This window comes from Sphingobacterium sp. IITKGP-BTPF85 (assembly GCF_001006065.1).
GTDB classification, from domain to species: Bacteria; Bacteroidota; Bacteroidia; order Sphingobacteriales; family Sphingobacteriaceae; genus Sphingobacterium; species Sphingobacterium anhuiense.
The window spans coordinates 1-6,715 of the sequence record NZ_ASZT02000208.1 but is presented as its reverse complement, the minus strand read 5'-3'; the positions used below and the strand labels follow the sequence as shown (position 1 = coordinate 6,715).

Here is a 6,715-nt window from a genome sequence, read left to right as displayed (position 1 = left end):
AAGTTAAAGAAAGCAAAGACAAGCACACCCAATAAGGTGTAGGCTAATAGATCTTGTGCGATAAAAGCTTTTTCATAATTGACAAGCATCAAAAGCCCACCCACTGCTAGACTATAACAAGCTGTGATACCATTAATGCCATCCATAAAATTATAAGCATTGATTACTCCCACAATAATAATAAAGGTTATCAAAAGATAATACCAGGGCATCTCAAATAAATTCATCTGGTAGGACATCAGCAATACTGAACTGAAATGAACGAGTAACCTTATTTTATTAGATAGGGTAAATACATCATCCAAAAAAGAAATTAATGTCATCATTGTTAGCCCTAAGAAAAACCACGGATATTGAAATCCTGATGTAATGAAATAGGCTAATGCCCCAAAATAAAAGACAATTCCCCCACCTCTTAACGTAATTGCAGTATGAGACGAGCGTTCATTAGGTTTATCAATAATATTAAAACGGTAAGCTACTTTAAAATAAAGAAGCTCTAAAAAGAGTAATATTATTAAGATGATTAGATATATCATTATAAAAAACTATTTAATTTTACGAAAGGATGTAATTGTTTTCTCTAAACCTTCCTCTACTGTCAATGGTAATTTTTCAATTCCTAATATTGTTTTTATATTTGCATTAGAAACAACATAGGATTCTGTCAATTTTTTCAATCTTTCTGAGTTAAGTGGTAACGGTAGAAAATCACCAATTTTAACAAGAAATTTGATTAATGAAGCTGGAATGTTCCAAAGCTTTTCTTTCTTCCCTAGTGTATTGGCAATTAAAGTAACTAATTCATTTGTTGATAAAGCCTTATCATCAGCAAAATTGTAAACACCAGAATTTATTTCTTTATTGTTGATCATGGTTTCTAATAGGAAGGAAAGATTATCAATACTTAAAAAAGAGCGATCATTATGAAAAGCTGCCAATGGCCAAGGTATACCTTTTTCGACAACTTTGTAAAGCAAATTAAGGTTTCCCTTATTACCAGGGCCATGTATCATACATGGTCTTATAATAAACAATCTTTTTCCAACTGGCAACACTTGTTTAAGCAAGTACTTCTCTGCTTCTAATTTAGACTTTCCATAAGGTGTCTGAGGGTTCCCAACGATCTGCTCATCAAGAACTCCTTCCACTGAATCAGCGACAGCTTTTACAGATGAAAAATAAAAAAAATCACGAACATTAGATTTAATGAAAATTTTAAATAAATCTATTGTTAAATCACGATTAATTTTAAAATATACTTCAGAATCCGAGGTATTGGACGTATCATGCGCCTTCCCTGCGAGATGTATAATCGCAGTCCCATCTAATTGCTGATTTATCCAATCGGGATGTCGAAGCGACAATGTGTTTACTTCATTATTCCTTTTCCGTAAATATACCGTTAGATTTTGGCCTACAAATCCTGAAGCTCCAGTAATAATAACCCTATTCATTTAATAAGTCTTTTACAATTGATACATATTTTCCAGTAACTACATCCTTCGAATAATACTTTTGAACCACATCATACCCATCTTCCCCCATATTGACCAATTGATTATGGTTTATAGTCTTTAAGAAAGATACAATCTGTTCGATTTTTAATTGTTCATCACATTCTGTAATTATTTTTGCACAATTATAATCTTTTAAGAAATTTACGATTGGTGTTCCTAAACCTGAGCAAACAATCAAAGGTTTAGCACATGCCATAATGGTGTATACTTTAGAAGGGAAACCATGTCCTTCCATTTCTTTTGACATAAAAATAAACTGTAAATCTGCATATGCTAAGAGCTGCGGCATCAATTCGCGTGGTTGATAAGGTAGAACATGAACTTTAGATAATTCATTTTTCTGAACAGCGTTTTGAACAAATTCTTTCATAACGCCCTCCCCAATTATAAAAAATTCGATGGGAGCATCCTTCAGGAAAATTGCAGTTTTTAATAAAGGTTCCCAGTCTTGAGCATGTCCCACATTACCTGCATACATTATCTTTATATTTCCATTTTCAGGAAAAACAGTACGGTCCAAATTGAGTTGCCCTATATATGGCTTATATAAGTCCGTATCGACAAAGTTGGGTACAATATGTAACTTATTTTTATTTTCAAATCTAGAAACAATGGTATTATAAAACACTTGATCTATCGTTGTTACTGCTGCAGATTTATTATAGACAAATTTTTCAAGAGATTTAAGAATATTAATAACAGGCTTAGATTTCAGTCCTCCCTGTTCAATTAAAAAATCGGGATAAATTTCCTGCACATTATAAATAACTTTTGCCCCTTTAAATTTAGCAATAATTAAATTCACTAAACCTATAGTAAGCGGAGGTGAAGGTGACAAAATAACATCAACATTTTTTTCTCGCAGGCCCAAAATCAAAGCTAACAGATGCCAATACACAAAACCCATTAATCTTAAAAAGGTAGATTTAAACTTTTTCTGCGGAATATGTATAACAGGAATCCCGCAATACTCTCCCTCATAATAGAGACCAAAAATTTTTTTTCATTGGATGTTTATCCAACTGATCTTGAACGACATTATAATGAGGTGTCGTCGTTAAAACGACAACCTCATACCCTGCCTCTTTAAAAGCAATCGCAATATCATTATACAAATACGCAGTAGATACGCCATCTGGAAAGAAAGCGATACTATGTATCAGAATTTTTTTCTTTTTAATCATTTTTAAATTTCTTCCGACCAAACTGTTCTTTTGATATAATCAGTATACGAAATAATAATACGAACTACTTTCTGAGAAACATTTGGCATCGAATAGTCTGCAACCGGTCTAAAATTTCTTTCTGCACCTACTTGCTGTTGCAAAACTTGTGTCAAGCCCTGTAAAATACGTTCAGGAGATAAACCAACCATCATTACGGATGCTTCTTCCATTGCCTCTGGCCGTTCATGCGCCTGACGGATATTCAAAGCACGGAAATTTAGGATCGAAGATTCTTCTGAGATTGTTCCTGAATCTGACAATACTGCATAAGCATCTTTTTGCAAAGCATTGTAATCATGAAATCCTAATGGTTTCAAAAATTGGATCTCAGGACGCATTTCAATTTGCATCTTATCAATCATATTCTGTGTACGCGGATGAGTGGAAACAATAATCGGATATTGATATTTTTCAGCAATAGCATTTAAAGATGTCATCAATCCTCGGAAATTTTTCTCGGAATTAATATTCTCTTCACGATGTGATGATACCACAAAAAATTCACCTTTCTTCAAGTTTAATTTTTCTAAAACTTGAGATGCATTAATTTCAGGTAGGTAATGATGTAATACTTCAAACATCGGTGAACCTGTTTTGATAATACGATCTGCTGGCAAACCCTCGCGCAATAAATACTCACGTGCAATATCTGAGTACGTTAAATTGATATCTGAAGTATGATCAACAATTTTACGATTAGTTTCTTCTGGAACACGTTGATCAAAGCATCTATTTCCTGCTTCCATATGGAAAATAGGAATATGACGTTTCTTAGCAGGAATAGCACATAAACAAGAATTAGTATCGCCTAACACTAAAAAAGCATCAGGTTTTAACTCTTCTAATAATGAATCTATTTTAATTAAAATATTTCCTACCGTTTCAGTTGCCGTTTTACCCGCAGCCTCTAAAAAATAATCAGGTTTGCGTAAACCTAAATCTTCAAAAAAATCTGATTTAATTCATAATCGTAATTCTGTCCTGTATGGACTATAGTATGTTCTACAGCATCAGATGCATCAAGTGCCGCTATTACTCTTGATAGTCGAATAATTTCTGGTCGTGTACCTACGACCGTCATTACTAGCAATTTTTTCATGTACAAATATATTAAAATTATAAAGTGAGTTTATTTTCAATTAATTTAGCAATGTAAATAGCTCCCGGTCGAGTCAAATGTCTACAATCTTGACTTATAAATTTACATTCCGGAGTAAATACTGGAATAGTCTGCTCGGAATCAATTAATACACCTATGATATCTATATATCTATCTTTCCATTGATTTGCTAAATGCCTATTTTTATTTAAAAAACCATCAATCATCACCGTTCTTTGTGAGCAATAGTTATTGCCGTTGGGTTTATTATAGAATATCCCATTATTTGAACCAAAATTTTTTGTTCCAATATTCCAAACTTTATTTTTATCAATTTTATACTTATTTGATAAAACTTTAAAAGATTCATACTCCAATTGTGAAAAATAAATGACGTCTGCTTCTTTTATTTTTTCCTCAAAATTAACAGCATCTTTTAAATTAACTAAATAGGATATTTCAATATCATTTTTAAATTTGGATTCTAATAATACATTCGCCCAATCTCTTGCAAAACTGTCTCCAATAATTAATACCCTCTTTTTCCCAACGCTATTAAAATCTAAATTACGTTTATATATTGCTTCATTATATTTTATATGTAAATTACCAGTATAACTTCTGATTTAAATAGATTAAGTTCAGTAACATCCCTAATTACACCTTTGATAGAATATAAATAAAACGATATACCTGATGTGAAAATAGTCGCTAATACAACAGTTAATAATAATTTTTTTGTTCCTACTTTTTTCTTGTCTCTAAAAGGTCTTTCAATAAAATAAAAAGTAAATACAGATAACAAAAAAGTCACTAAAATAATAGAAAATAAACTAGAAAAAGTTTTTACAGTTGAAAAAACAAAATATCGGCCAAATCCTAATACAATTTGATGCCACATATATAAACTAAAACTGATTTTCCCAATAAATTGGACATACTTATTTTCTAACAATATACCTTCAAATTTACTTCTCTTAGTTATGAGCAAGATTCCTGTTAGAAATACAACTAAGATTAAAGTCCATTGTGCTTGTATATTTACATTTATTCCTAATAACAGAAGAAGTAGAAATAAAATAATAAATCTTGCAGGAAACTTAATAAGTCTATCTTGAAATATTATAGCTAAAATACCCCCAAATGCAATCTCAAAAAAACGATATTGAATTAAATAAAATTTAGAAGCCTCTTTACCAAATGGAAGAATATATAGTAGAAAAGACAAAAGTGCTAAAAAAGATAAAATCCATAACGCCCATTTTATTCTTTCCTTTCTCAGAATTAGAAATATGAGAGGAACTATAAAATAAAACTGTTCTTCTACCCCTAAGCTCCAAGTATGCATCAGGGGTTTGAATTCATTTACTGCATCCCAATAATTTCCTGTAGTTATTAATAACAGTATATTATTAGCCATAAAATTCGTTGCAATTATCGACTGACTGAGATTTTCTAAGTCATCTGGAAGCATTACAGGAATCCCGATACACAATGCAATTATTATTACAAAAAGTACTAAAGGTATAATTCTACGAATACGCCTTAAATAAAATTCCACTATTGAAAAAGAGTCAGATACTGTTTCAGTATATATAATTTTAGTAATTAAATATCCACTTATTACAAAAAAAACATCAACACCTAAGTATCCAAATGGTAAAAAACCCAAATGAAAAATTATTACAGAAATAACTGCAACAGCACGTAGACCATCAATATCCTTTCTATGATTTTTTTCTAAACTTTTCATAATTTCAAACTTCAATAAAATAAGTGTCTGCATCCTCTTGATTAAAAGGTTCATTGATCCAAAAGATCGTATAAAGCTCTTCCTCTCCTATATTTTTAATATTATGGGTATACCAAATCGGCATATCCACATACGCTGGTGCTTGGCCATCTAAATAAAAATCCATTACTTCATCCGTATTGATCTTTCTTAGTTGGATAAGAGCATTTCCTTTGATTACCGCAAATCGCTCAATCTTACGGGTATGGTAATGGTTTCCTCTGGTTATCCCCGGTACAGTTGTCGAGAACGAACATTGTCCACCAATTCCTAAACGAATAACCTCTACAAAAGCACCTCTTGAATCTATATGCTGTGTAAACTTTACAGGAAAATGTGTTGCGTGGTCAATATAAGTACGGTAAGTATTAAATAGATTATGTTCAAAAGTATTATGAATCACTGGAATTTCTCCACCATCAAAATATTTTGCTTTGTAGTCATTTAATAATGCGAGTACTTCAGATACTTTTTTAGTCGCAGTTGGTTCAATTAATAATTCTGCTATACCTTCATTACTTCTAATACTCTTAATGATCGTATCTACCAATTCTTGCACATAAATCAATTTCACTTCACCGTCTGTTGCAATAGTAGGTATTTCACCATGCGTTAGTTGGTAACAGAAAGTAGCTACAAAAGAATTATAAAAAGGTTTACCAAAAGCACCAAATACATTTGGAATAATTAATCCTGTCGCTTTTCCTCCGCTGGCTTTCGCCCATTCCACTAATGCTTCACGGCCTGCTTTTTTAGATTTTCCATATAGATTATCACGCTCCTCTTGGGTCGAAGATGAAATTAATACATGTGCTTGCGAATTTGTTCTTTTTAAAGCGTCAACTAATTTAACGGCCAAAGCAACATTGGTATCATGAAGCACCTGATCTGATTCATGACGATTGAGGGCTGCTAAATGTACAATTACATCACACTTAGTCACAAAATCATCTAGATCTTGTTCCTTCTCGAAGAAATCCTTATTAAAATCAATTCGCTCAAATTCTTCTGGGAATAATCCTAACGTATTATATAAATGATTTCCAACAAAACCATTTTGGCCCGTAATTCCTATTTT

At 31.8% G+C, this 6,715-nt stretch carries 8 protein-coding genes and 1 pseudogene; all 9 read right to left on the bottom strand.

The window, feature by feature from the left end:
- Positions 1 to 539: pseudogene (locus tag L950_RS23635) on the bottom strand (UDP-GlcNAc--UDP-phosphate GlcNAc-1-phosphate transferase); the annotation flags it as partial.
- A gap of 9 nt (positions 540 to 548) precedes the next feature.
- A complete protein-coding gene (locus L950_RS23630) occupies positions 549 to 1,457 on the bottom strand; it encodes an NAD-dependent epimerase/dehydratase family protein (protein WP_021191045.1) in 909 nt (302 codons plus the stop codon).
- Positions 1,450 to 2,427, bottom strand: a complete 978-nt coding sequence (locus L950_RS23625) for a glycosyltransferase family 4 protein (RefSeq protein ID WP_021191044.1) — start codon at positions 2,425 to 2,427, stop codon at positions 1,450 to 1,452. The genes L950_RS23630 and L950_RS23625 overlap by 8 nt, the downstream gene beginning before the upstream one ends.
- A 70-nt stretch (positions 2,428 to 2,497) precedes the next feature.
- Entirely contained in the window at positions 2,498 to 2,725 is a 228-nt protein-coding gene (locus L950_RS31125; RefSeq protein ID WP_021191043.1) for a hypothetical protein, read from the bottom strand.
- Positions 2,707 to 3,708: a UDP-N-acetyl glucosamine 2-epimerase gene (locus tag L950_RS23620; protein WP_231577835.1), complete on the bottom strand. Its 1,002-nt coding sequence runs from the start codon at positions 3,706 to 3,708 to the stop codon at positions 2,707 to 2,709. The genes L950_RS31125 and L950_RS23620 overlap by 19 nt, the downstream gene beginning before the upstream one ends.
- Positions 3,681 to 3,845 carry a hypothetical protein gene (locus L950_RS34535; protein ID WP_231577834.1) on the bottom strand — a complete coding sequence of 55 codons (165 nt, stop codon included), beginning with the start codon at positions 3,843 to 3,845 and terminating at the stop codon, positions 3,681 to 3,683. Before L950_RS34535 ends, L950_RS23620 begins: the two co-directional genes overlap by 28 nt.
- 17 nt (positions 3,846 to 3,862) lie before the next feature.
- Entirely contained in the window at positions 3,863 to 4,222 is a 360-nt protein-coding gene (locus L950_RS23615) for a hypothetical protein (protein WP_021191042.1), read from the bottom strand.
- 218 nt (positions 4,223 to 4,440) lie between these two features.
- Positions 4,441 to 5,598, bottom strand: a complete 1,158-nt coding sequence (locus L950_RS23610; RefSeq protein ID WP_197086667.1) for an acyltransferase family protein — start codon at positions 5,596 to 5,598, stop codon at positions 4,441 to 4,443.
- Positions 5,599 to 5,602: 4 nt separating this feature from the next.
- Positions 5,603 to 6,715: NAD-dependent epimerase/dehydratase family protein (locus L950_RS23605; protein WP_021191040.1), on the bottom strand; the 1,113-nt coding region annotated here is incomplete at its 5' end.

Coding starts and splice junctions, on each gene's coding strand:
- L950_RS23625 (WP_021191044.1), bottom strand. CDS start 2,427: ATGGGTTTTGTGTATTGGCATCTGTTAGCTTTGATTTTGGGCCTGCGA.
- L950_RS23610 (WP_197086667.1), bottom strand. CDS start 5,598: ATGAAAAGTTTAGAAAAAAATCATAGAAAGGATATTGATGGTCTACGT.
- L950_RS23630 (WP_021191045.1), bottom strand. CDS start 1,457: ATGAATAGGGTTATTATTACTGGAGCTTCAGGATTTGTAGGCCAAAAT.
- L950_RS34535 (WP_231577834.1), bottom strand. CDS start 3,845: ATGAAAAAATTGCTAGTAATGACGGTCGTAGGTACACGACCAGAAATT.